The 22243-nt window shown below is 45.4% G+C and carries 28 protein-coding genes and 1 riboswitch; of the genes, 7 read left to right on the top strand and 21 right to left on the bottom strand.

All coding sequences use genetic code 11. The features are described 5' to 3' along the window. The first annotated feature begins 326 nt into the window (after positions 1 to 326). On the top strand, positions 327 to 860 hold the full coding sequence (locus tag QNI08_RS09990; protein WP_285767281.1) for a DUF4309 domain-containing protein: 534 nt from the start codon (positions 327 to 329) through the stop codon (positions 858 to 860). A 63-nt stretch (positions 861 to 923) separates the two neighbouring features. Here QNI08_RS09990 and QNI08_RS09995 read toward each other — a convergent pair whose 3' ends face one another. From QNI08_RS09995 to QNI08_RS10030, 8 genes are all read right to left on the bottom strand, one after another. Then, positions 924 to 1241, bottom strand: coding sequence for a protealysin inhibitor emfourin (locus QNI08_RS09995; protein WP_285767282.1), 318 nt, complete (start codon positions 1239 to 1241; stop codon positions 924 to 926). A 24-nt stretch (positions 1242 to 1265) separates the two neighbouring features. Continuing rightward, a complete protein-coding gene (locus QNI08_RS10000; protein ID WP_285767283.1) occupies positions 1266 to 2336 on the bottom strand; it encodes a M4 family metallopeptidase in 1071 nt (356 codons plus the stop codon). A gap of 281 nt (positions 2337 to 2617) precedes the next feature. Further along, on the bottom strand, positions 2618 to 3817 hold the full coding sequence (locus tag QNI08_RS10005) for a phosphoglycerate dehydrogenase (protein ID WP_285767284.1): 1200 nt from the start codon (positions 3815 to 3817) through the stop codon (positions 2618 to 2620). 150 nt (positions 3818 to 3967) lie between these two features. After that, positions 3968 to 4046, bottom strand: a riboswitch (ZMP/ZTP riboswitch). Between the two features lie 208 nt (positions 4047 to 4254). Further along, positions 4255 to 4704 carry an ATP-dependent metallopeptidase FtsH/Yme1/Tma family protein gene (locus QNI08_RS10010; protein WP_285767285.1) on the bottom strand — a complete coding sequence of 150 codons (450 nt, stop codon included), beginning with the start codon at positions 4702 to 4704 and terminating at the stop codon, positions 4255 to 4257. Between the two features lie 123 nt (positions 4705 to 4827). After that, positions 4828 to 5244 (bottom strand): VOC family protein, encoded by a 417-nt coding sequence (locus tag QNI08_RS10015; RefSeq protein ID WP_285767286.1) that lies wholly within the window; start codon positions 5242 to 5244, stop codon positions 4828 to 4830. Between the two features lie 121 nt (positions 5245 to 5365). After that, entirely contained in the window at positions 5366 to 5857 is a 492-nt protein-coding gene (locus QNI08_RS10020; protein WP_285767287.1) for a PTS sugar transporter subunit IIA, read from the bottom strand. 108 nt (positions 5858 to 5965) lie between these two features. Then, positions 5966 to 6574: a DUF1349 domain-containing protein gene (locus QNI08_RS10025; RefSeq protein WP_285767495.1), complete on the bottom strand. Its 609-nt coding sequence runs from the start codon at positions 6572 to 6574 to the stop codon at positions 5966 to 5968. 227 nt (positions 6575 to 6801) lie between these two features. Next, entirely contained in the window at positions 6802 to 7185 is a 384-nt protein-coding gene (locus tag QNI08_RS10030) for an iron chaperone (protein WP_285767496.1), read from the bottom strand. A 194-nt stretch (positions 7186 to 7379) separates the two neighbouring features. Between QNI08_RS10030 and QNI08_RS10035 the strand changes: the two genes are divergently transcribed. Then, the gene (locus QNI08_RS10035) at positions 7380 to 7976 is read left to right on the top strand and encodes a spore coat protein (RefSeq protein WP_285767497.1); all 597 of its coding nucleotides are present in this window, start codon (positions 7380 to 7382) and stop codon (positions 7974 to 7976) included. 63 nt (positions 7977 to 8039) lie between these two features. Here QNI08_RS10035 and QNI08_RS10040 read toward each other — a convergent pair whose 3' ends face one another. Then, a complete protein-coding gene (locus QNI08_RS10040) occupies positions 8040 to 8243 on the bottom strand; it encodes a helix-hairpin-helix domain-containing protein (protein ID WP_285767288.1) in 204 nt (67 codons plus the stop codon). A 202-nt stretch (positions 8244 to 8445) separates the two neighbouring features. On the opposite strand from QNI08_RS10040, the gene blaOXA reads away from it, so the two are divergent. Both blaOXA and QNI08_RS10050 read left to right on the top strand, forming a co-directional pair. Continuing rightward, a complete protein-coding gene (gene blaOXA / locus QNI08_RS10045; protein ID WP_285767498.1) occupies positions 8446 to 9231 on the top strand; it encodes a class D beta-lactamase in 786 nt (261 codons plus the stop codon). A 123-nt stretch (positions 9232 to 9354) separates the two neighbouring features. Next, positions 9355 to 9633: a sigma factor gene (locus tag QNI08_RS10050; protein WP_285767289.1), complete on the top strand. Its 279-nt coding sequence runs from the start codon at positions 9355 to 9357 to the stop codon at positions 9631 to 9633. Between the two features lie 89 nt (positions 9634 to 9722). Here the strand turns inward: QNI08_RS10050 and QNI08_RS10055 are convergent, their stop codons facing one another. Next, the gene (locus QNI08_RS10055) at positions 9723 to 10208 is read right to left on the bottom strand and encodes an HIT family protein (protein WP_285767290.1); all 486 of its coding nucleotides are present in this window, start codon (positions 10206 to 10208) and stop codon (positions 9723 to 9725) included. Between the two features lie 416 nt (positions 10209 to 10624). Here QNI08_RS10055 and QNI08_RS10060 point away from each other — a divergent pair, with 416 nt between their 5' ends. After that, positions 10625 to 11467: an SDR family oxidoreductase gene (locus QNI08_RS10060; protein ID WP_285767291.1), complete on the top strand. Its 843-nt coding sequence runs from the start codon at positions 10625 to 10627 to the stop codon at positions 11465 to 11467. A 109-nt stretch (positions 11468 to 11576) separates the two neighbouring features. On the opposite strand, the gene QNI08_RS10065 is transcribed toward QNI08_RS10060, so the two are convergent. The 6 genes from QNI08_RS10065 to QNI08_RS10090 form a co-directional block, all read right to left on the bottom strand. Continuing rightward, positions 11577 to 11924 carry a DUF4181 domain-containing protein gene (locus QNI08_RS10065; RefSeq protein WP_285767292.1) on the bottom strand — a complete coding sequence of 116 codons (348 nt, stop codon included), beginning with the start codon at positions 11922 to 11924 and terminating at the stop codon, positions 11577 to 11579. A gap of 32 nt (positions 11925 to 11956) precedes the next feature. Beyond that, positions 11957 to 12184: a DUF3953 domain-containing protein gene (locus tag QNI08_RS10070; protein WP_285767293.1), complete on the bottom strand. Its 228-nt coding sequence runs from the start codon at positions 12182 to 12184 to the stop codon at positions 11957 to 11959. A gap of 122 nt (positions 12185 to 12306) precedes the next feature. Continuing rightward, the gene (locus tag QNI08_RS10075) at positions 12307 to 12756 is read right to left on the bottom strand and encodes an NUDIX hydrolase (protein ID WP_483313768.1); all 450 of its coding nucleotides are present in this window, start codon (positions 12754 to 12756) and stop codon (positions 12307 to 12309) included. 376 nt (positions 12757 to 13132) lie between these two features. Beyond that, positions 13133 to 13282, bottom strand: coding sequence for a hypothetical protein (locus QNI08_RS10080; RefSeq protein ID WP_285767294.1), 150 nt, complete (start codon positions 13280 to 13282; stop codon positions 13133 to 13135). Between the two features lie 90 nt (positions 13283 to 13372). Further along, positions 13373 to 16540 carry a bifunctional cytochrome P450/NADPH--P450 reductase gene (locus tag QNI08_RS10085; RefSeq protein ID WP_285767295.1) on the bottom strand — a complete coding sequence of 1056 codons (3168 nt, stop codon included), beginning with the start codon at positions 16538 to 16540 and terminating at the stop codon, positions 13373 to 13375. A 58-nt stretch (positions 16541 to 16598) separates the two neighbouring features. Continuing rightward, a complete protein-coding gene (locus QNI08_RS10090; RefSeq protein ID WP_285767296.1) occupies positions 16599 to 17186 on the bottom strand; it encodes a TetR/AcrR family transcriptional regulator in 588 nt (195 codons plus the stop codon). 599 nt (positions 17187 to 17785) lie between these two features. Here QNI08_RS10090 and QNI08_RS10095 point away from each other — a divergent pair. After that, on the top strand, positions 17786 to 18367 hold the full coding sequence (locus tag QNI08_RS10095) for an LOG family protein (RefSeq protein ID WP_285767500.1): 582 nt from the start codon (positions 17786 to 17788) through the stop codon (positions 18365 to 18367). A 63-nt stretch (positions 18368 to 18430) separates the two neighbouring features. On the opposite strand, the gene QNI08_RS10100 is transcribed toward QNI08_RS10095, so the two are convergent. Beyond that, positions 18431 to 18850, bottom strand: a complete 420-nt coding sequence (locus QNI08_RS10100) for an NUDIX hydrolase (protein ID WP_285767297.1) — start codon at positions 18848 to 18850, stop codon at positions 18431 to 18433. Positions 18851 to 19027: 177 nt separating this feature from the next. On the opposite strand from QNI08_RS10100, the gene QNI08_RS10105 reads away from it, so the two are divergent. Next, entirely contained in the window at positions 19028 to 19405 is a 378-nt protein-coding gene (locus QNI08_RS10105; protein WP_285767298.1) for a hypothetical protein, read from the top strand. Between the two features lie 19 nt (positions 19406 to 19424). Here QNI08_RS10105 and QNI08_RS10110 read toward each other — a convergent pair whose 3' ends face one another. The 4 genes from QNI08_RS10110 to QNI08_RS10125 all read right to left on the bottom strand — a co-directional run bounded on the left by QNI08_RS10110 (position 19425) and on the right by QNI08_RS10125 (position 22228). Beyond that, on the bottom strand, positions 19425 to 19616 hold the full coding sequence (locus QNI08_RS10110; RefSeq protein WP_285767299.1) for a Fur-regulated basic protein FbpA: 192 nt from the start codon (positions 19614 to 19616) through the stop codon (positions 19425 to 19427). Positions 19617 to 19634: 18 nt separating this feature from the next. Next, positions 19635 to 19856: a Fur-regulated basic protein FbpA gene (locus tag QNI08_RS10115; protein ID WP_285767300.1), complete on the bottom strand. Its 222-nt coding sequence runs from the start codon at positions 19854 to 19856 to the stop codon at positions 19635 to 19637. Positions 19857 to 20061: 205 nt separating this feature from the next. After that, positions 20062 to 21267 (bottom strand): M20 family metallopeptidase, encoded by a 1206-nt coding sequence (locus tag QNI08_RS10120; RefSeq protein WP_285767301.1) that lies wholly within the window; start codon positions 21265 to 21267, stop codon positions 20062 to 20064. 88 nt (positions 21268 to 21355) lie between these two features. Further along, positions 21356 to 22228, bottom strand: coding sequence for a MetQ/NlpA family ABC transporter substrate-binding protein (locus tag QNI08_RS10125; RefSeq protein WP_285767302.1), 873 nt, complete (start codon positions 22226 to 22228; stop codon positions 21356 to 21358). Positions 22229 to 22243 lie beyond the last annotated feature (15 nt).

Raw genomic sequence — 22243 nt, forward strand, 5'->3', positions numbered from 1 at the left:
AGGGCTATAATTTTTGATTTCTTTTTCTGAACTGGTGAATATCTTCCTTTTTTTTGGAGCAGTTCGTGTCCATTTTGTGAACGAATGGTGAATAACATGATATAAAGTGGTGAAAAATGACGTTTTTATGAAAAAATTATCACACCAAAAAAAGTTCAGCTGAAGTAGGCTGAATCTTCGTCATCCCCCAGCCCTTCATGAAGTACTACCTTCCTCCCATCATGCTAGTCATGTGCAGATGAAGGCATGCGTGTTCTTTTTCCAGGAGGACTGCGTATGATATTTAGGTGGTTCATCAATTTCAATTGCAGAAAGGGTGTTCAAGCTTGAAACACAAAAGTGGTTATATCCGTTGCTTCACCATGCTCCTCCTTGTTGCACTCATGTTTAGCGGCGGAAGTGTTCATGCAGCATCGGCGAAGTCCTCGTCTGATCGCTTGATTGGCAAAATCATGAGGGTAGCCTCGGAATCTCAGCAATCCATTAATAGCAGGCCTTTTTCTGTTGGTGATTCGTTAAAGAAAGTGGAAAAATCATGGGGTGAACCGGAGGACTTGAGCACAGTCGCCGCCAACTACTGGAGCCATCATGTTCGTTTCCTCTATGACGAGTCAACCCCCAGGAAAACGATCACTGCGATTGATGAATTCAGTCCGCAGCTGCAAACGATTCATTTATTACAGGTAAAGAATTTGCTCGGGGAGCCGGCTAGTGCCAAGGAGCAAGAGGGGATGTACTATGTCACCTATACGGACAACGAAAGCTATAAGATCGTTTTTGTGTTCGAAAGCGCCTGGAACAACCCTGATCCTGCATTGAGTATGTATACGGTCGGACCGGCAGAGAAATCCTGTAAATGATGAGAGGTCCAAGCAAATAGACGAAAGGCTGCCCGAAGAATCATGGCAGCCTTTCGTCTATTTTCATTCGGCGAGCTTCTTTTCCATGGCCAAATTGCGTAGATAATCCAATAGTGGCCGTACCCTCTCTGGCGCTGTGACATCCGTGAATGAGAAGTTTTGCTTCTTCGTTTCCCCTGCGATATCCAGCTGATATGAAAACGCATCCGCTCCTTGTGCTTTAGCCCCTGCCATTTTACTTGAGGATAGGTTGGACAGATCGGCTGTTTGCATGAGTTGCTGAAGCTCCTCATGCTTCCCCTGTGGTAATTCTTCTGTATCTATCACCACATTCAAATCGAGGTTGGCCATTCCGCCGACACAGCTAAACTGGATGAGCATGTTCGTTTTTGCCTCCCATTCGTTTCAATTTACCTTCTCAGGCAGCCCAACAGCTTTAAAAGCATCTTCGATCGTTTTGATCGCTGTGTCAGGAACTTTTCCGCCATCCGCAAGCCTTTGGGCAGATTTGGTGACAACTTGTACGAATTGATTGAAATTCGCTGTCGCAAATAAACTCTGCATCGCATCGAACCAAATCAAGGCCGCTTTATCCGTTCCAATTTCCATCGATACAAGGTAAAAGGCTTTGTTTGGTATCCCGCTGTTGATGTGGACACCATGATTATCGCGCTCGCCTTTATAGAAGTTCCTCATATGATCCGGCTGTAAATCCTTTCCCATCAATTTATTGTCAAACGCCGTACCTGGTGCTTTCATCGAACGCAGCGCCTGTCCCTTCAGTGTAGGCCCCATTATATCGGCGCCAATCAGCCAATCGGCATCTCCAGCCGTTTGCTTCAAATAGTATTGCTTAATGGTAACCCCGAACACATCTGACAGATGTTCATTCAAGGCACCTGACTGACCGACATACTCCAATCCGCTTGTGAACTGCGTTACCCCATGTGTGAGTTCATGTCCAATGACATCCAGTGAATTGGCAAAGTTGCTAAAGATGACACCATCACCGTCACCAAAGACCATTTCATCGCCATCCCAGTAAGCATTCGTGAATTTATCCCCATAATGGACATTCAGGATGAGATCAAGGCCTTCGTTGTCCATCGAATTACGGTGCAGGACATCCTTGAAATAATCACGGACGACGCCGCTATAATCATATGCTTGGTTAACGACGGGGTCCCCGCTTGACCGGTCTCCCTCTTTCCTTGCTTCATTCACTCTGAGCTTCGTGCCGCCCTTGCAATCATACACATGCCGGGCCGACTCACCGTGCCGCACCAAACCAGCATCGGTCAAAGCAATGACACCATTGATATCATATTCCTTGAAAATCCTGCGCCTGCGCATTTGCCGGCTTTTCGCTAAACTGACCCGCGCCGCTTCCACTTCATTCAGGGCCAAGTTCTCTAAAATATAGTTAGGTACGATGAAACACTGGCACATTGATTTGGAACCATCTTTTTTGTGCATACGAGACACTCCTTCATGAATTTTTTTCAAACGGATCCGTTTCGTTTTCAAGAGTGCAGCTTCTCTTAACGCGCCCAGCCTTCAACATGATTCCATCAAGTTTGTTGAAACCTCTAGTCCGGATGCTCGGTGCTTGTGCAGCACACGTCTATAGTTTACTTTCGCCAAACTTACGCCATATCCCTCCCCATCCAGCTTATTCCTGCGGCAGAGCCTTATCGCAAACAAAAAAAGCCTCAATCCCTAAAAAGGAATCAAGACCTTATCTGATATATTTACGGTTAAATGATGCGGGTCGTAACGACACCTGTGATTTGCTTGATCTTTTCCTCCAGCCCAGGAATGAGATCGCCATTCACTTCACCGTCAAGGTCGATGATCGTATACGCATATCCGCCCCGGCTTCTGTTAACCATGTCAGCGATATTTAGGTTCAAGCTTGAGACAGCCAGTGTGATTTGCCCAACCATGTTAGGAACGTTTTCGTGGAATACAGCCACACGTCGCTTACCTGTATAAGGAAGGGAGGTGTTAGGAAAATTCACGGAGTTTTTGATGTTCCCTGTTTCTAAAAAGCTCTTCACCTGACGGGCGGCCATTATGGCACAGTTTTCCTCCGATTCCTGTGTCGAAGCGCCAAGATGGGGGATCGGCACGACATTTTTCATGTTCAGCACATTTTCATTCGGGAAGTCTGTAATGAACTGACCGACTTGCCCTCCTTCAAGAGCCGCTTGCATATCGGTTTCATTCACAAGCTCACCGCGTGAGAAGTTCAAAATATGAACGCCCGGCTTCATGATGCTAAATGTTTCTTGGTTGAACATCCCTCTAGTGTCATCCGTCAATGGAACATGGACAGTTATGTAATCCGACTCGGCAAACAACTGCTCAAGCGTCATCGCGCGCTGTACATTGCGTGATAGATTCCAGGCTGTATCGACAGATATGAACGGGTCAAACCCGATGACATCCATGTCCAAATCAAGCGCATCATTCGCTACGAGCGCACCAATCGCGCCCAAGCCGATGACACCTAACGTTTTACCTTTGATTTCTTTACCGACAAATTGCTTCTTTCCTGCTTCCACAAGCTTTGGAATTTGCTGTCCTTCACCTTCGAGCGTCTTTGTCCAAGCAACACCGGCAAAGAGATTACGAGATGAAGCCATCAATGAAGTCAATACCATTTCTTTGACTGCGTTGGCGTTCGCTCCAGGCGTATTGAACACAACGATTCCCTGCTCCGTGCATTTGCCGACCGGAATATTGTTGACTCCCGCTCCTGCCCTTGCGATCGCTTTTAGATCGGAACCTAATTCCATCGCATGCATATTAAAGCTGCGAACAACGATTGCATCGGGATTTTCGCTGTCATTATCAATTGTAAAGCCATCCTTATTGAATACATTTAACCCGCTTTGTGCAATGTTATTTAACGTTTTGATCGTTTTCGCTTTTTCTAAAGTGATTGTACTCATGTCGTATGCTCCTCTTTTCAAATATGATAGTTTTCCAAATGCTAACAGTATCTAAAGCCTAGCTGCCATCCAAATTCATGAAAATCTGTATTCCTGCAGACTTCACTATTGTCTGATCATAAACAGAAAGAGGCAAGGGATATAATCCCTTACCTCTGCCCAGGCGAACGGCTACGACACTATGTGTTCCCTCACGGTTATCCGCGTTTCGCCAGTTGCACATAGTCTTTTCATTTATTTCATTTTATCAAATTATTCAGCATTCTTCAATTTAAAGTTTAAATTATTTTCGTTCCATCAATCATGTCCCGATGAACGCCCCTGCGCATCCTCCTAAAACTGAAGAACCCCTTCAACCGTTCCTTCATTTGGACTGCCAGGTTTACCGTCGAAAGATATTTGAATTTCTCCTGACTAGCAAAGTAGAATAAAAACTCTTAATATCTAGTACGGTTCCATTTTTTTATTACGAGTACCATAAGAAAAATGACAAAAACCATGATTAATAGTAGTATGATGGGCACTGTCGTTGTTAGAACGGTGACCCACTCGCTTACCTCGATATCAGACGGTATCACCACGATTTGTTTTATATCATGCTCTTCCGCAGCTCGATTGATCGTATCCATCGCGAATTCACTGTTCGGGACAAGTACGCTAAAATTCTCCCCATGATCCTTCAGCCGACCGCTTATTTGATATACACTTTTTTTCGGTTCCAATTTCAAGGAAGTCACCTTCCCCTTTCCCAACGCTGCATAAAATTCCGCATCGGTCATTGTCTCCTTTTTTTCGGCATCATCGGATTGCATATAGGCAAAGCCAAGGGCGAGCAATACGATCACAATACTTACATAAAAAATTTTAGTTCGGAAAATTGCTTTCATTCCATACCTTCTTCCATGTTCAAACAAACTAAAGGTAATAGTATCATATATAGTTAATTATTAACAATTAAATAAAATATAAAAGACACAGCCCCAATTGAAGGGCTGTGTCTTGCTTTACCATTAACCTTGACTGAATGAGCTCTCATCCATGTAGAATACTTCCCAAAGATGTCCGTCAAGATCCTTGAAGCTCCAGCCATACATGAATCCGTGATCGATGGCATCATTGTAGGGCTGTGCACCGGCTTTCAATGCCCTATGGACGATTTCGTCGACTTCTTGCTTACTGTTAACCGAGAGGGCGACAATCGCTTCCGCACTCGTCTCTGAATTCGGGATTTCCTTTTTCGTAAACGTCTTGAAGTACTCCTCGACCAATAGCATGACGTAAATCGATTCGCTGATGACCATGCACGCTGCGTTTTCATTGGTCATTTGCTCGTTAAAGACAAAGCCTACCTTGGTGAAGAATTCCATCGACGCATCCAAATCTTTAACAGGAAGGTTAACGAATATCTTCTCTGCTTGAACTCCCATCACATTCACCCTCACTTGATCAGTTTTTCGTTCAAGACCTACTATTCGCCGTTCATTTCGGTAATCCTGCAAACAACTTCATGAAGCCTATGTAATCCGAAGTGACCCGTAACCAAAGCTGTTACTTCAAAAAGATACTCATGATTTCCGTTTGGTTCATGATTGCTTCGGCGCTAGTTGTTTTTTCCACTTTTTCAACCAGCTCGCCATTCGTGATGACGATCGGAGTTATGATGCTGGGTGCATTCGATTTAAGGAATTCGATATCGAATGTAACAAGCTTGTCCCCCGCTTTTACACGCTGCCCTTCTGCAACATGCACTTCAAATCCTTCACCTTTCAGGTTCACCGTTTCTAACCCGATATGCATCAACAATTCAATCCCATTTTTTGTCCGAAGTCCTATAGCATGCTTCGTATGAAATACCTGGACCACTTCTGCATCGATCGGAGCCACGACAAGACCCTCTTCCGGAAGGATCGCGATACCATCCCCCATTAGCTTTCCTGAGAATACGGGATCCGGAACATCCTCCATCTTGATAACCTGTCCGCTGATCGGTGCAAGCAGTTGCTCCACACTATCTTTCTTTCCGAATAATTTCTTGAACATAATAGCCACCTTCCTCTTTCCAGTTATATTTATCGTATCAACAAGCTGTATGAATCCCGCACTGAAAAGAATTCTGCCTTACCCTTTATGTTGTGCAAATCATTCGATTTAATAAACCTTTGTATCTGTATTTATGGTTTCCACTTTCATGAATTCGAATGCTGCTTCATATCCTTTTCCTTGCGGGCTGCAGGCATAAATGCCGACTTTCATCGTATCCGCCCCTTCAACGAGATGGGTCATTCTGATTTGGCTCCACGTGCTGCCATCCAAGGAATAATCAACATAATAATTGTTGTCCCTTCTCGTTATCCGATAAAAAAGTGAAGCCCCGGCTTGGGTAATTTCCTGACTCGACCAATCAGAATAACCTTGGTTTGTGGCAACCACTCCTAATTTACTTTTGCCATCAGGGATATATTCAACCGACGTCTTCAGCCATGTCTCACTTGAAAAACGCACCATCAAGCCCGCCTGGTCATATCGATTCACCGGCTTGGATTTCACTTTAGTCGTTAAACGAAAATCGCCTTTGACCTCATGGAATAAAAAATGCCCATTATCGGCCGCAAAGCCATAATGCGTTTTTTGCCAAAAGTCGGTCCGATCATCCGTTTCGATGACTAAAGTCGAATCCTCAGCATTCACCCTCCACGCTTTGGGCTCGGAGTGCCACGTTAAAGTTGTTGCAAATTCAGCAGCATTGAACTCCTCCATCAATATAGCAGTTATGATCGTTCCCACCTTTCTTCCATTTGATGCGTGCACATTCACCAACGAAACCATTAATATTTTGTTAATTCCGATAAATACAAGCTTATCATAAGTCGACCCCATTTGAGAATCATCAGGTTCCGGAACGCGCAGGGCAGGGACGTTGCAGCGTAAAAAAGCGATTCTCCTTATGGAAGAATCGCCCCTTTCCCCCCGATCACTGGGTGGTCTTATTTCTTTTTCGATTTGGCTGCCGCTTTTTTACAGTTCTCCTCCACTCTGAAGGTAACGATCTCACTGATTACATCATAAGGAATCGGCTTGTTAAGCGGAAACTGAACGGCCCCTTTCGACCGTTTAAATTCGGATAAAGCATCTTCAAAGGCTGTAATTCCGCTAGATGTCGGATAAAACCCGATATGGTTTTTATAAGCCGCGAAATGGACCAGGTTTCCACGCAAGGCAAAGGTCGGCATTTGATAACTGATCTTTTCACTGGCATCCGGTGCCGCTTCGTTTATCACCTTCCTTATTTTCGTTAAGATTTCCTGTACCTCAGCGGGGAATTGCAGGATATATTCATCGATTGAATGAAAAGTTTTGGCTCCTTCCATCATTTCTCCTTTCAACATTTGAATGTCATTGTGCCATATTATAGCATGTTAATTCCTTATAATCCCTCGCTGTTCGGATAAACGCACCCCTCTGTTATTTACTAACCGCTTACATATTATCCTACATCACTGTCCATCTTAAAGAGGTATGCTAAAAAATTTGGGAGGTAATACTTTTGCAAAATCAGCCGAACATGTCCAATACCCAGCAACCGCAAGGCATGGTGCCGAACATGAATCATGGCGGCCATGAATTATTCGATGCACACGAGGTTCTTTCAGGATTTATCAATGTGTTGGATCAGTACCAACTCTTTGACCAGCATATTAAGGATCAGGAGCTGAAAGCGATCCTTCAGCATCAATATACTTTCGTGACAGATGTATATAACATTGCTGTAGAAGCCTTCACTACAGGAAAGAAACCATCGCACGTATCCCAGCCCTACGAGATGCACCAAAACAATGATGTCGTTTATGGCCTCACGCCATCTCAGCCTAAAAAACCGAATCAATCCGTAAACGAGATGAATGAAAAGGGTGTTTCCGGTCACATGCTGGGACTGATCAAATCAACAGGATCCCTGCTTGCAATGACTGCAGTCGAAATCACCAATCCTGTGCTGAGAAGGGTCATCGCAGACAGTGTACCGAACTTTGTTGAAATGGCCTATGAAATCTTCTTGTATCAAAACAAGCATCGCTATTACCAAGTGCCGCAATTGGCGCCACAGGATATGACACAAATGATAAAAGGCTTTGCTCCTGCTACGAAAAATATCATCAATTAATAAAAAGCCCAGTTTTTCACTTGCTTCAAGGAAAAACTGGGCTTTTTCATCGAATGCACCCGATCAGGAGCCATCCCGGAAGGTTAACCCCTTCTCCGCAAGGGCTCGCTTAAGCTGCCCCAATGCTTTCGGCCCCATTCCATGCAGCTTGAGGACCTCCCCTTCAGTCAGTTTGGCTAATTGTTCCAATTGCACATATCCTGCCCCCTGCAATGCCCGCTGTGCAGGCTTCGCCAACTCTGGCGGCAGCTCGCTTCCCTTACTCATTGACCCACCCTCCTCGTAATATCCTTTCATCCACATTTCTAGAATGCCATTTACTCCATACATTCATCAGCTGAAGACTAAATCCCTGCTTTGTTGCCATGATTAATGGTTTCGTTTCCCTACCATAATACGTATAATTTAGTTGTTGTCCTATTTATTGGAAAAATACCATTCCAACCTTAAAGGAGAGTGTGCAATGAAAATCAAATCGTTATGTTTCATTCTGGTCCTGCTCGTCTCAGCTTCCGTGGGCACAATTCATGCAAGTGCAAACGGTCATAAGGTGAAGGAGCTGAAAATTGGGGAATCTTTCGGCGGTGTGGATGGAACGGTCGTCATCCAAAACGTAACAACGGATAAAGAATATATTTATAACAAAAAAAGAAGTGTCATTCGTTATACTCCGGAGTCGACGTTCAAAGTGGCGAATGCTTTGATTGGCCTGCAGACAAAGGCGATAAGCGATGAATATGAGGTGAAGCGATGGGATGGGGTCGTCCGCGAATTCGAAGATTGGAATAGGGACCATTCGCTTGCTTCAGGCATGAGATATTCGGTGATCTGGTTTTATCAAGCGATGGCCCGCGATATCGGAGCAGAAAACATGCAGCAATATGTGGACAAGCTCAATTACGGCAACCGTGATCTGTCTGGCGGCATCGATCACTTCTGGCTGGATAGCAGCCTGAACATCTCTGCAAAGGAGCAGGTCCGATTCATTGAGAACCTGGTGGATGAAAAACTGCCAATTGATAAGCAGCATATGAGAACGGTTAAGAGGATCATGATCAACGAAGAAGCCGATGATTATGTCCTTCACGGAAAAACAGGGACGCGGCTCTCTGATATGGGCTTGGGCTGGTATGTCGGTTATATTGAAACGGATAAAGGAACATGGGCTTTCGCCACGAACTTGGACGGCAGCGGAAGTACGGCAAAGGCCATTACACTGGATGCCCTGAAAAAGTTGGAAATCATAAAGCAATGACGCTCACGCATGCCCTCCATCCGGGCATGCGTTTTACAATATTCCAATATTTTTCAAATACAGGTTTCATTTTACGCAAAAGAAGGTACTTATTACCTATAATCATGGAACGGAGATAAAGGGATGATGAATAAACCAGAAATAATCGACCGCCTATTAAAAAGGGACCAGCTTTACTTTTCAAAGCTTTACACCCAATATGAAGACATGTTAAAAAACACGGCCATCAAATTGACGGGTTCTGAAATCAATGCCGAGAACCTGCTGTTCGTCACATTCAAGAAATTGTGGGAATCGCCCCATTCATTTGCGGCTTCCAACGATCAATTAATTTCCACCTATCTGATGAAACAGATCGTCTACAATCATTTATATGATCAACGGAAGCAGAAAGCGAGATAACTCAAAAGCAAGCCCCTCATTCCAACATCATAGAATATCTTCGAATTTACACGGGACTCCCAAAAGATTCAGCTTTCCTCCTTCAGCATTCATTTTCCATTCAATTCCTTGGTCAGCGCCGCTAGTGCATGCAGCACTTCCTTACTATTTTTCTCATCGTTCATATGCTTCCTCGCATGCAAAAGGATGGGTCTTACGGATTCGACCGAACGGCCGAATTCGTCCATCCAATCGTATCGCGGAACCATCCACGTGTGGAAATGGTGCGACGTATCTTCATTGTAAAAATAATACACATGCTTGATGTTCAATACGGTTCTTTGAGCCTGCCTGATTTTGGTCAACAAATGGATATAATCGATTTTTTCAGCTTCATTCAGCTCATCAAAGCCCTTAATATGGCGTTTTGATGCTAAAATGATTAACCCTTTGATCGGGTAAGCCACATCCTGGTGGGCGTGAAAATGCTCCGTTTCTATGATGGCACCGCCTTCCGGCTCGATTACGCCGCTTGTTAGGGCACAGCTCAAACAGTCCACCTCGATATTTTTTCCATTTGACAATAAAACTCCCACAGAAACAACTCCCTCCTTGCATTCTTAACGAACATCACAGCGGTTTTCCCCTGCCTTCTACGATAGAGTTTTCCCAAGCATCATGCCACCATTTTTTGCAATTATTGCGTCAGGAACAAAGGCCGCGTGAGCTGATCATTCATACGATCGAACCAGCTTGTCGCCTTGAAATTCGCCGCCAGGAACCCTTTAGCAAATGACTGGGATGATCACAAATAAAAGGCCCATCCAGAAAAAAAGCCATTGTTGTCGGTTACGATATAAATGATAATGGCAATAACGCCATTTCCTTTCGATGCTGCGAACGTCGACCAGACGTACAATAATTGATTCCACTGAGGTGGCTATGGCGTTTTCATTGGTCCAGTCAGGGAATAGGGTACAATAAACGTCACTTTCAAAAAAGGAGCTAAAAGATGGAGAAGAAACGAGCGATCGTAACGGGGGCCAATTCAGGAATGGGCCTGGCAACCGTAATAGCCCTAGCCAAGAAGAATATGCACGTCATCATGCTATGCCGTAATGAAGAAAAGGGAAGGAAAGCGCTTGAATGGGCCAAGGAAGAAAGCCATTCCAACAGCATCGAATTAATGATAGGTGATTTAGCATCCATCGAAAGCATTCACCAGTTTGCGGAGGAGTTTAAGGAGAATCATGATTCACTTGATTTATTGATCAATAATGCAGGTGTCGTTACATTGAAGCGGCAGGAAACGAAGGACGGGTTCGAATCGATGCTGGGCGTCAATCATCTTGGCCATTTTTTACTGACCCATCTTCTCATAGATGAGTTAAAGCGGTCGGAGGATGGGCGGGTCGTGATCGTATCGTCGGGAGCGCATAAATGGGGGAATTTCGATTTCGCTGATCCGCACTTTCACAAAGGCTTCAATGTTGTTAAAGGATATGGCCGCTCCAAACTAGCCAATGTTTGGTTCATGAAAGGATTGGCCAAAAGACTGGCCGGCACATCCGTCAGCGTTAATGCCCTGCATCCCGGTGCGGTTGCAACGAATATAGGCGTCGATCGCGACACCGGATTCGGCAAGCGCTTCATCAAGCTGCTCGTCCCCTTTTTCCGAACCCCTGAAAGAGGGGCACAAACCGCCGTATTTCTAGCAACAAGCGAACACCTCAAAGGTATTTCCGGCACTTATTTTTACGATGAAAAAGAAGCCCCCCTTTCAAAGCTTGCCCAAGATGACGAGCTTGCCGAACGATTCTGGCATTGGAGTGAACAACAGGTGGGCTTGGAATGAGAGGAAGCCTGCTGACCACCCTGATTCAAGGGGTGGTTTGCCTCGCATTACACTAACATGGTCTCCGTTACATTTTCTCGCGACACTCATATCAGCAAATAGTAAACGTTCAGATGAAGTAATCGATATAATAAAAAAACATAAGGATGAACAATAGATTAGCAAGTGTTAACATATATTCTTTGTTTTTCAGGTATAGTCTCTCCATAGCTAACTGAAATCCCATTAGGACTATGAAATAGCAACATATGAACATCTTCATGTGCTGTGAATCCTCTATAACAAAAGGTAAAATGCACAAATAAAGGACTAAAATGCTCCCCCTCCCCCAACGATCGATATTCTTCCCAGGGGTTTCCGATATTTTTTTCTTTTTCACGCCAAGCCATTTCCTTAAAACTTTATCGATAAAGAACATGACACTTATTAATATCACGAACATCCAGACTAATTCCATCCAAAAACCTCCCTCCCCTTATAGACTCCGCATCACCCGAAAAAACCTAGGATCGAGACTAAAAAAAGAAAGACCGAGATAACAAGGAATATATACCATGATCTCTTCCGATCCCTTCGACGATCGACAAATCCCATCACCAGCACCATGGCGCCCAGACACAGCATCATATACGGCATCAGTTCAGTTTCTCCCGTCATGAGCTGATAAAGTGATAAAGCGACGACGATCACCGCTAAGATATATTTCATGACATGCATGATTGCACCTCCTGCATGATCCATTTCAAAAATGGAACACTTAAACAATTATACCAGTTTACTATAGTGGCATATGAGATTTTTCCAATATAGCCGTTTGCGTCTTTCTTAGGCTAAAAAGATTACGAAAGATAGGTTTGACCATTTTCATGCAGGAAAGAGTAAGTACCTTCTTCCTTCAATAAAACCGGCAAATACTCCCGGACCATTGCCGCAATCCCAAGGTTTTCGGGTGCGATGATCCAATCAATCGTTTTCCAATCAAGAATTCCTTCTCGCGTTTTTTTGGGAGTTTCATAGGTTAAATCATCATTCGCTTCATACAAATAAACATGAATTCCATCCCGCTCACCCGCTGCATTCTCCCACATCACCGTTCCGCTAGAATAATAGCGCCCGACACGGATGCCCGTTTCCTCGAACACCTCACGCATCGCCCCCTCATCAGGGGTTTCCCCTTGCTCTATCTTGCCGCCGACCCCGTTCCAGACCCCCATGATGGGAGCCTTCTCCCGATTAAGCATCAAGATTGCATCCATCCTCTTTACAAAACAAACCGTATACTTAAACATAACTTATCCCCTCTATCATTCACTCATCATATCAGCAGGACATCTCACCGCTTTAACGAATCATTTCGACTTGAATATATTTTTACATCATTGTACCTTTTTATGTCCATTTTGAGGATACTTCCGCTCGAAACTTCAAGCAGCGAAAACCTAAAAACAGATTTTCGTCATGAGTTTGTCTGAATTTTGCGCTAGTTTTGAGCTTGTTATCCGCGTATTAAGCGATTTTCTATCAGGTTTAGGCGATTTACTCGCCAATTTAGGCGGTTTACTCGCCAATTTGAGTACTTTACTCGCCAATTCCAGCTCTTTACTCGCGAGTTTCCGCTTTGCTCTATCATTTCGAGGATTTCTCGTAAATTTAGTACTTTCCACGCTAGATTGGGCTTGTTATCCGCATATTGAGCGATTTTCTATCAAGTTTGGGCGGTTTACTCGCCAATTTAGGCGGTTTACTCGCCAATTCGGGCGGTTTACTCGCCAATTTAGGCGGTTTACTCGCCAATTTTGGCGGTTTACTCGCCAATTCCAGCTCTTTACTCGCGAGTTTCCGCTTTCGCCGCTATATAAAAACAAGCAGCGAGTTCCAACAGGAACTTGCTGCTTTCAGGTTGATTTATGCGCCTGCCCAGACATCTTTTGCATATCTGCCGGTTTGTTCTAGGGATAGCAGCCAGGATGTGGCTTCTTGTTTGGTTGTTTGTTGGATTTGTCTATAGCTTTCGATTAAGGTTCGTTCAACATCTGGGGCCATTTTGCTTCCGTCTCCGCAGATGTATAGGTGTCCGCCTTCATTTAATAAAGGGAGAATGTTTGAAGCGTTCTCCGCAAGGCGGTTTTGGACGTATGTTTTTTCTTGGCCCTCGCATCGTGAAAAGGCGGTGTGCAAGGTTACGAGACCGTCTTGTTCCGCTTGCACGAGTTCATCTTGATAGAGGAAGTCGTGTTCCGGGTTGCGGCAGCCAAAGTATAGGTGGGCGGCGCCCAGTGTTTCGCCTTTTTCCTTCAGGGCGCGGCGGGCTTGGATGAAGCCTCTGAACGGTGCAATCCCCGTTCCAGGTCCGATCATGATGATTGGTTTTCCAGGTTGATCCGGAAGCTGGAAGTTGGATTGCGGTGTATGAATGAAGCAGGCTACTTTATCGCCTTCCGCGCGTCCTGCCAAGTAATGGGAGGCAATGCCTTTATATTCGCTGTTGCCGCTCCATGCTTCGCCGCGGACGACGCTGACCGTGATGCTCGCTTCTCCCTCCTTGTGAAGCGGGGAGCTTGAAATCGAGTAATATCTTGCTTTCAATGGCGGAAGCAATGCCAGGAAGCCTGCAAATGGGATTTCACACGCAGGATATTCTTCAACTAAATTTAGCATGGTCATGCGCTTGCTCAGGATTTCCCGTTTATAGGTGTCTTCATCCAGCAGCGCTTCTAGCTCGTTTACATGTGGTGGGCATACAGTATGAGCGGCAAGCGCCCGGATTTGCGCCCTAGTCGCGGGTTCCTGGAATTCGACATGGTTTGATAGAACTTCCGCTAGTTTTACCGGAATTTCCGTAGGCAGATGGGCGGCTTTACCCGAATCACCTGTAAGCTTGATATAATCTTCCCCGTTCAAACCAAATCGACTGAGCACTCGCTCGACAAGTTCCGCTGGATTTTGGGGAAGGACCCCCATATGGTCGCCTTCCTGATACTTCATTCCAGCTGGCAGCTCCAGTTCTATATGTCGTGTACTTCTTCCGCTAGCTGCATGTTGTAATTCGACATTCGTTTTGACAACGGATGTAAAGGCATGGTGGCTGCGGGCGAGCGGTGTGCCGCTTACATCACTGACGAAGTTCATCGTAATCAAGCTTGTTTCCCGATCATCCGGATTGAGTTCGATGTTAAAGGCTCTGGCAAGATTCGGCCAAAGGGCGTCCGTCCATTTCTCGTAATCTCCTTCTAGATCATCACTTGCATCTCCATAGCCCGTTTCTGACAATCTAGCGGCACCAGATTCCTCCAGCCGATCATCGATGTAGGATGGAATGCGTTGGTACGTAGTGGCCCAGTTGCGGTCACCGCATCCAAAAATCGCATAGCGGACTCCATCCAAGCTGCCCTCCTTACTTTCCTTCAGCGCTGAAACGAAGTCGTCCGCATTATCTGGGGGATTTCCATTGTAAGACGCCGAGACAATCAGGACAGCTCCTGCGCGTGGAAGTCGATGGACATAATCATTCAAGGAAGCAACCTCCGTATGGTATCCTTGTTGTTTCCCTATCTCGGCGAGATCACGGGCCATTCCCTCCGCTGTTCCCATGTTGGATCCGAACAGGACGAGCAACGGTGTGCCATGAGCCGCTTCGGTGGCTGGGGCAGAGGCTTCTTCATTCGCTGAAACCGATTCTGAGGAATCAACGGCAAGCGACAGCATGGGCTTCCTTGGCGAAACGCGCATCGTTAATCCGTCCGGTTTAAGCGTCAACGTTTCTTTCACGTCCAATTGATACTCGTTATGATCAATCAACTCAAAGTGCTGTAATATCATTCCGAGCACAAGCGTCGCTTCATGAAGCGCAAACTGCTGTCCGATACAGGCGCGCTGCCCGTTTCCAAACGGTTTATACGCATGATAAGGAATGGAGCTTGGATCTTCGAAGCGTTCCGGAAGAAACGATTCGACATCATCGCCCCAAACGGATCGATCACGATGAAGCTCAGGTATGAGAAGTGAGAACACATCGCCTTCGTTCACCTCGTATATTCCGTCAAGCACGGTGTCTTCCTTCGCGTAAACGGTGAATGCCGGAGCTGTCGGCCAAAGGCGAAGCACTTCATTGAGCACCATCCGGACATATTTCAGTTTCTTGACTTGCTTGTAATCCGGGATCCCGTCACCGAGCACTTCATCGACTTCCTGCTGCGCTTTTTTTAATTTGTCCCTGTTATTCATCAGGAAATAGATGGCGAACGAGAGGAGACCGCTCGTCGTTTCATGTCCCGCAATCAAGAAGGTAATAATTTGATACCTGATGTTTTCGTCATCCAGTGTCTCTCCCGTTTCAGGATCGACTCCCTTGAGCATATGGGAAAGGAGATCATCCTCGCCTTGATCGCCGGTTTGCTTTCGTTCAGCAATCAATTCATCTACAAGGGAAAACATGTATTGAATGTCTTCGCGGAATTGTTTTTTTGATTTCAGCATCAGTTTATCCTGGATGCCGAGCCGCTGGGTTTGGCTCATCGCTTCATCGAGCGACCGGACCATGCTGGCGACGAATGGATGAGTGGTATCGCGATAAAAACTGTTAAAGCGGTAATTGAACCCGCACAGTCCAATCGTATCCAGGGTCAAGCGGGTCATGTCCTCGGGCACATCAACCTCATCCGCTGGATTCAAGCGGGCCCATTTTTGAATCAGCTGGGCCGCAATGTCCACCATTTTAGCATGATAGCCCTTCATTGCCTGCTGGCTGAAGCTAGGCAGCAATATGTTATGCGCCTTTTTCCAATTCGGCTCCGCCGTTTCACTTGTGAAGAGACCGTCCCCGCCGAATGCCCTCACTTTTTGCAGTGCCGGACCAACCTTTTTATCAAACCTTGTTTCATCGCAAATTTCTTTTGCTAGTGCTGCACTTGAAACGAACGTACCAATCCGGCCCGGATATTGGAATTGAAAAATCGGTCCAAGCTCACGTGCCAGCTTCATATAAGACTGAAGCGGTTTATCCTTATCGATGACAGGCAGGCTTCCTAATGGCCCATATGTCTTTGGCTGTGGTATTTCAGTGGTCTTTGTCATGCTTAGCACCTCTATTACAAAAATTTCGGAATGAACGTTCATTCCGCCCAATGGCTAATCATTCGAATCTGTCTCCGTGCAGACGGACAGCATCCCAAAAGCTTTCTTCCACATCTTCCAAAAGCTTCGCTTCAGGTTCCAGCTCCCCGATAAGGACAAGCCGCTGCAGTTCAAGAAATGCTCCATATATGATGGCGATCAAAGCGGAAGAAGGAAGCAGCTTGATTTCATTTCTTTCCTTTCCTGAATCAAAGAAGCTTTTAAATATGTTCAAAAGTCCTTGAAAGCTAGTGTGGCTATCCTCATTTAAGAAATGGGCCCCGCTATGGGTTTTAATGAAATACAGCGCCTGGTCCTGCTCGATCGTAAAATCGACCATTGACTTGAAAATATGATGAAATTGCTTGCGAATCGAAGCCTCATGCGGAAATCCATGCTTGATGGTCGCCGTGAAAATATCCACGTATTCTTGAAAGAGCTTGTTCCCCAGTACTTCCTTATTTTCAAAGTAACGATAAATCGTACCCGCTCCAACTCCTGCCTTTGTTGCAATCATCGGAATCGTCGTCGCATCATATCCCCGTTCCGAGAATAGTTCCAAGGCGCTGGATACGATGCTGTCTCGTTTATTAACTGCCGTTATCATATGAATCAGCCTTTCATCCAGAAAATGCGGAATGAACGTTCATTCCTATCCCTGCAAGTGTATACCCAATAAAACCCAATCTCAATCGAGCGTAATACCCAAAATTTGTGAATGATTCATAAAGAAAAGAGGGTCAAAAGATTGATTTATTTTCCGAAAAACAAGAAAAACGAACGACTAATCATCCGTTTGCCCCATAAAAATAGACAAGCTGATTGTCACAGCTCTTCCACTCGTCATGCATGTCCACAGCATCCAGATACTTTCCTTGTATGATCATTCCTCCCAAGGAATATCGCACGTATTGGCAATGACGATCACGTTTCCCAGCACATCACCACCCCTTCGGTTAGCTCTTGTTTGTTCTCTTCATGCGAACCAATGACTTCAAGGGAGCGAATCGCTCATGCAACGTCATCGCTTTCTTCTGCCGAAAAGCCCATGCCAATGAAAAGATCCAGTTCCGACCCGCGCTTCATAATAACTTTTTACACATTTTAAAATACAGTGATGTTCAAAGTTCATCTCCTTTCATTAACAAATCCCTCTTTGTTTTGTATGATAAGAAAGAAAGATTACGAAATGGGAGATGTGATATGTTGAAAAGTCTGGCTGTATTTTGTGGATCGAGCAAAGGTGCATCTGCTGTCTATGTTGAAGAGGCCAAAAAGCTGGGTAAGGAGCTGGCGAAACGGAGGATTACTCTTGTCTATGGAGGCTCAAGTGTAGGAATCATGGGTGCAGTTGCCGATTCCGTTTTGGAAGCAGGCGGTAAAGTGATTGGCGTAATGCCCGATTTTCTAGAAAAGAAAGAAATCGCACATAAGAGCTTGACCGAACTGATCGTCGTGGAATCGATGCATGAACGAAAAGCGAAAATGGCCGAGCTTTCAGACGGGTTCATGGCCTTGCCAGGCGGACCTGGAACATTGGAGGAATTCTTCGAGATTTTCACTTGGGCCCAGCTTGGCCTTCATCAAAAGCCTTGCGGACTCTTGAATATCAATCACTATTATGATCCGTTGGTCGCTTTATTCAATCATATGTCCGACGAGCAGTTCCTCCATGAAAAATTCCGTTCCATGGCGCTGGTAGATGTTGAACCAAAGGGACTTCTTGATCAATTCAATACATATGAGCCGCCAACCGTAAAAACTTTCATTACCGAAAATCAAACCTGATCATAAAGAACAAGCGGCCAAGATCCATGATGATCTTGGCCGCTTGTCATAAACACTGATGAGTTAGTTGAATATCAGGTTTAAATAATCTCCATGCCCTTTAATAAGTTCGACCTCATGCTGAGATGAAATCCAGAAGAAATGAAGGGTCAGCCCATCTTCTTCTCCGCCGCCCGTTGGCTGATGGCCCCATTGATCCGGAACGTCCGATACGCTGATATGATAAAAAAATCTATTGTGCATGGTCCCATCTGCATTCTCCCAAAAATCTTCGGCAATCAATTTCTCCACCTGAAATGATGCAAGTCCTGTTTCTTCTTTTATCTCCCGAATCACTGCTTCGTACGCATTTTCATGGAGCTCCACTGTCCCCTTTGGTATCTGGATCCCAGCCTCCCTGATGGGATGTCGGAAAACCAACACCTCCGTCCTCCCATTTCTGATTCTGGTCACATAGCCATAGGCTTTTTTTATGGGCATCATGATCATTCCTCCTGTCCCTGCTTCTTACACTGGATATATGGAAAATGTTGTTACTCCCTAACTCATTTATCACCCGAAATAAATTTATCTTCCACTCTGTAAGACTCCTTTCCTGCCCTTTTTCTTCTTTTCTTTAGGCAGGTTTTGCTTCGCCCTATTCGAGCGTTTTGATGTCATTTGTCCAAATTTATGGGAACGAGAGCTAGTTTTTCGTCATTCAGGAAAGAGGGCGCTTATCGTCATTTTAGGGAGGAGGCAGGTTTCACTGATGCCCCGAACATGGAAATCTGTGCAGGTGAAACTGTGGCCTGGATGGGCTGTGAGGAAGAATGGGTGGATGGGTTCGTTGGATTCGTTGGATTTTACGGCTCTCGTATCAGGTATTATCGAATGGGTGCCACTGCTCCCTGTACTGCTATTCTTGCTCAAAAAGAACGAGCTGTTGACGTGGATGAATTGATGCGATTTTGCAATCAAAGTCTTTCGATTACCATACTTTCAATGGACAGCAAGGCTTCAGTGGCTCCAACGATAATCGAGAATCATCAAGTCTGATTTTACGAAGCATGAGGTGCTAACGTTTTGCATGAATCCAATGGATCGAACCCGAGTCACTGTGAGGATGACAGTCCGTCTGCATCCGTTTGTACTCTGTTTCCAATTCAGGTAAAGATAGCTTCAAAAGCTGCTCCTCGCTTTTGGTTAACTGATGGATTTTTAGTTTATAGATTAATTCCCGTTGCCTTTCTTTCGCATCTCGCTTCATATCATCCGCTCCTATTCTTTAATGGATTGCCCAATGCTGTTCAATCAAACAGGGAGGGAGGTCCTCTGGATCGGCGACATCCTGCTTCGCTTTACTTAATTTCCTATATTCCTGCTCCAAATCAGTCAAGGTCCATTCAAACAGATGGGCATCATTCTTTTTATAAATTCCCTCGTTAATGAGCTGGTTGATCAAAAAGTTCCGTTTCGTTTCAATTGCCTTGCGCAGTCTCATCCCCATAATAAAACCCTCCTTCATGATAAATCGCGACGGTTCCAGCTTGACCTTACAAAAAAACCGGAGACATCTCTTTATCCAAAAGAAAAGGTCTCCGGTTTTCCGGTCAATCATCTATAATTCCTATTAGTTTACTAAGTATTATTGACTCTTATATTACAAACTCTCTGCTTCATAGTCAACAACTTTTTTCTTTTTTTTCCAACGTTCATTCAGCCTTTTGCTTCGCTTCCTGAAATGCCGCTCGCACCTGATCCAACAGGTTTTTATCCGTTAGCAATCGATAACCTGTAAGCGCAAGGGCCTTTGCGCCAGTGAGGATGGCTTGGTCCCCAGCAGGAGATTTGGCACAATCGCGGAATTCATTCGTATGGGCAATCAGCTCATCGGGTCCAATCTTAATGTAAGGATGGGCTGTCGGGACCACATGGCTTACATTGCCTGCATCCGTCGAGCCAAAACCGCTCTCTTTTTTAGGTGCGACACTTTCCCCTAATTGAGTCAGCTCTTCTTTTAGCACCTCATCGAGAACCGGATTAATGATGAAATCGAGCACTTCATTCTGGAAGCGGTCGACCTTGACCGTGCTTCCTGTGGCAAGTGCTGCACCTTTTGCGATATCACGGATTTTTCCGGATACTTCCTGGCATAGTTTCCAGGTTGTGGCCCTGATGTAGAACCTGGCGGAAGCATATTCAGGAATGATATTAGGTGCTTCCCCGCCATGGGTGATGATTCCGTGAATCTTGACTTCTGCTGGAAGCTGCTGGCGCAAAGCATTAATGCCCGTGAACAGCTGGATTACCGCGTCCAATGCATTCACGCCTTGTTCCGGTGCAGCTGCTGCATGTGCCGCCTTGCCGTAAAAGTGAAAATCAAGCGGATCGACAGCCAAGAATGGACTTGATACACCCGTTTTGCCGGCTGGATGGATGATGATCGCAGCATCCACCTCATCGAACAGTCCGTGCTTCACAAAGCTCCCCTTCGCACTTCCATTGGGACCTCCCTCTTCGGCAGGCGTTCCGAATACAATCACCTCACCGCCTGTTTCCTCCAGCACTTGAGCGAGGGAAATCCCTGCCGCCGCGCTTGTTGTGCCAATGATATTATGGCCGCAGGCATGACCCAGGCCAGGAAGTGCATCGTATTCAGCCAAAAAGGCAATGGTGGGCCCTGTCTTGGAAGAGGTTTTTCTGGCGATGAAGCCTGTTTCGTGTCCAGCTATATTGCGGGTCACTTCAAAGCCTGCCTCCTGAAGCAATTTCGTCAGCGTATCCGATGCGAAGAACTCTTGATTGCCGATTTCCGGTTTTGCATGGATGGCCTGACTCGTTTCTGCATATAATTTGCAATGATCATCAATGTGATCGGAGATGATTTGCTGAGGCGACTTCACTAATTCTATTCCCATATTCCTCTCTCCCTTTTTCGCTTTTGAATGAAAAGGCCGGATAGCTGACGATGTTCCATCCGGCGCTCCCCACCTATTTCTTCCCTGCTTATTTTTCCGTAGCCGGTTTTGTCCAGGCATCTTGGTAATTCAACAATTCATCTACCGTTACATATGCCGGAATCGTGTTTCCTTTGAACGTTTTCTTAATGAATGCTTCCACTTCTTTTGATTGATAAAGGTCGACTAATTTCTGCAGCTCAGGACGATCGGCATCTCCCTTTTTGACGGCAATGATATTGATATACGGCTTGGCCGTTTTACTTTCATGGAATAACGCATCCTTTAACGTGAGTCCTGCTTCGACGGCAAAGTTATTATTAATCGCGGAAGCATCGGCATCATCCAACAGGCGCGGCGTATTGCCAGCCGCAACAGGTTTGATTTTCAATTTTTTCGGATTGTCTTTAATGATCTCCAATGAACCCGATCCATTGAATTCGTCTTTCAATGTAATCAATCCCGCTTCCTGAAGAAGGAGTAGGGCACGTCCAAAGTTCGTTGCTTCATTCGGAACGGCGATCGTTGCTCCATCCGGCAGACTTTTCAAGCTTTTATGCTTTTTCGAATAAAGACCCATTGGCGCAATGACAGTCGCCCCGATGGCCTCCAATTTCAGGTTTTGATCTTTGACGAATTCATCGAAGTAGGCTACCGTTTGGAACGAGTTCGCATCGATTTCGCCTTCGCTTAAGGCAAGGTTTGGTTGAATATAATCGTTAAACGTAACAAGCTCGATATTCAGATTCTTCTTTTTGGCTATTTCGACAATATATTCCCATGTTCTCGTATCCCCGCTGCTGACACCGACTTTCACTGTTTTCACTTCACCTGAACCGCCTGATGCTTCCTTTCCATTTCCACATGCGGCCGTTACGAACGCAAATGCCAATACCATGATCGTTACTAAAATTCTCTTCATGTCTCCTACCTCCTG

This window comes from Peribacillus folii (assembly GCF_030271255.1).
In the GTDB taxonomy this organism is placed as follows: Bacteria; Bacillota; Bacilli; order Bacillales; family DSM-1321; genus Peribacillus.